The following is a 2,469-nucleotide window of genomic DNA, read 5'->3' as shown; positions in this document are numbered from 1 at the left end:
GGGTGGGCCATAGTGATGCTCATTCTGGTTCTTTCCTTTTTGCCCTGGGGAGATATAGAGGGAACGGAAAGTGTCTCAAATCATTGTGGCACACAGGGGACACTTCAAAAACAGGAGGCCACACTTGGCCCACATTCCAAAATCCAAACGCTACACGACTTTTCAGCCTGGCGAGCTGGAGAAGGAGCTTAAAGCTCTTGCTCTCAAAACAGGAGCCGTCGCCGACGTTCCCAACGCCTGGGACGTAAGGCGGCACAACCCACTCCACATCCGCTGGTACGATTGCAGTGTCACTTTTCCCGATGGAACCGAAGGCACCTGCCACTACACTAGGCAAGGCCCCAAGTGGCACATTCTAAGGTATGAGCACGGAGGAGCGACGCTCCCCTATGCCTATCACATGGACGAGCTGGGCCGTGATGCGGCCAGCATCGAAGCGCTGACTCAGGAGAAGGCAGCGGTTGCCTTCGCTTATGCAATATGTCAGGAGCAGAAAGAGGCCAAGCGCATTCAGCCGCCTTGGACGGGCTATGGCAAGCGCAAGGCCGATCCCAAGACCTACCAGCTCTCTCACGAGCGAGCCATCGCCCTAGCGGGAAAGTACGCGCTCTGTTTGAAGCTCTGCCCCTCAGGCAAGCTCATCACCGTCAGTGGCACGTTTGAAACGCTGGAGGAGGCCAACACCGCCTGGCATGAGCGCAGCGATACTGATCTCATCGTTGCACTCGCGGTGCGTTGGGCACGGCGCTGGACAATCCCACGCTTCAACCCTCTCTACGCCCAGCACCCACGAAATGCACCACCATAGAGGACATGTAGCACTACCGTGGAGGACATACAGCAACTCACGCGCCGCCTGGACTTACAACACCAGGTGGCGCTCTTTTTGTCGGTTTGTAGAGTTGTTTTGTTTACGTCACAAAAGACGTCACCGTGATAAAATGACGCATGGCAACGACATCCAGAAAGACAACAAGTGCATCGGGTAGCAAGGCAAGAGCGACAACGCCACGCAAGAGCAGGCAGGCACGAGAGCGCGTTCGGGTCACCGTCTATCTGGACGAGCCACTCGCCAACTGGGGCAAGCAACAAGAAGGGGGACTCTCCGAGCTTCTGCGCCGCCTTCTCATGGACGCACAGCAAGAACAGAACAGCTCCCACCAGCACTACCCCATCGAGATTATGACTCCCTACAAGCGTCTCATTGATAAAAAGCTGGCGCAGGGACTCACCGTAGATGAGGAGCAGGAGCTGGTCCAGGTGCGGGAGTGCATCAACGCCTTTGACCGCGCCTCTCCCGCGTGGCAGAGGGCACAAGAGACAGCGACAGCCATTGACCAGCAGCTTACCGACCTGCGCACCTTCATCCAGTCCCACCCCAAGAAATCTGGGGATCATCCCAAAAAGTCCGAAGCGGTGAGTGTCTAGGTGGTTTTTACTCGACGTGTTCTGACCCGTACCTACACAGACTACACCCGCTACCGCCCCTTCCTACGGCAGGATTTTCTCTACCGCTGCGCCTACTGCCTGCGCCATGAGTATTTTCTCGGAGGCGAGGCGGGCTGTGTGATTGACCACCACCGCCCACAAGGTGGCTCCTACGCTCGCCCTGACCTGATCTGTGTCTATGAGAACCTCTACTGGTGCTGCAATGAGTGCAACTCGATCAAGGGCGATACCTGGCCCAGCTCTGCGGAGTACACCGCCGCTCGCCGCTTTCTCGATCCCTGCCAAGCTGAGGACGATCACGATCTGCACTACCGCGTTGAACTAGGCGGCAGCCTTACATCCCTGACCACAGTGGGTTCCTACACGATAGAGAACCTGATTCTGTGGCGTGAGCAGCTTGTCTACCACCGTGCCAACATGATCCGCTGGCAGCAGCAGTACGAAGAGCTGTTGCGGCTTCGCGAGCAGTACGAGCTAACCGAGTCGGCGCATGAACAAACCCAGGCGCGGCTCTCTGAACTAGCCTCGTGGATTGAGCCGCCCGTCTTCAACCGCCCCCGACGATAAGCCCCAAGAACCTAACGATAGACCAAAAACCCTACCCAAAACGCCTCCGAGCAAGTGATGCTTGGAGGCGTTTTTTTGCTTCTGTTGTGAAGGTGAAGGCTACGTAATGCTCGTTGGAGTTTTCGTGCCCTCATCGTATTCTCGTCCAGCGCGGCGAGGCAACGGCCCCTCGATAAACCCAAGAGGCCCCACGCCGCGTGAATCTTTACAACCCACTTCTCTCCCCAATAGTGGGGAGACTTATCCCCACTATTGGGGAAACTTGAAAGGAAACAATTCCCTATGAACCTCGATGAGGTCTGCGAGCGCGTGAGCGCAGACGACGCGGGCAAGCATGATAATCTCGTGCCCATCCGCGAAGTCTCCATGCAGCACGGGCGCATTTACTGGCCCGGTGCGGACGACGATGGCTTCGGCTTTGCCCTCTCCCCCTGGGCGATGGGCCAAGCCTGC

General features: G+C 57.2%; 3 protein-coding genes. All 3 read left to right on the top strand.

Features of this window, described 5'->3' with window-relative positions; genetic code table 11:
• Positions 1–124: 124 nt before the first annotated feature.
• Positions 125–808, top strand: a complete 684-nt coding sequence (locus tag ACH2EH_RS00630; RefSeq protein ID WP_395137789.1) for a hypothetical protein — start codon at positions 125–127, stop codon at positions 806–808.
• A 140-nt stretch (positions 809–948) separates the two neighbouring features.
• Positions 949–1,428, top strand: a complete 480-nt coding sequence (locus ACH2EH_RS00625) for a hypothetical protein (RefSeq protein WP_395137787.1) — start codon at positions 949–951, stop codon at positions 1,426–1,428.
• On the top strand, positions 1,429–2,016 hold the full coding sequence (locus ACH2EH_RS00620) for an HNH endonuclease (RefSeq protein WP_395137785.1): 588 nt from the start codon (positions 1,429–1,431) through the stop codon (positions 2,014–2,016).
• Positions 2,017–2,469: the final 453 nt, after the last annotated feature.

The organism is Armatimonas sp., from assembly GCF_043760365.1.
Lineage (GTDB): Bacteria > Armatimonadota > Armatimonadia > Armatimonadales > Armatimonadaceae > Armatimonas.
The sequence above is the reverse complement of the archived record's forward strand: the minus strand, read 5'-3'. Positions and strand labels throughout refer to the sequence as shown.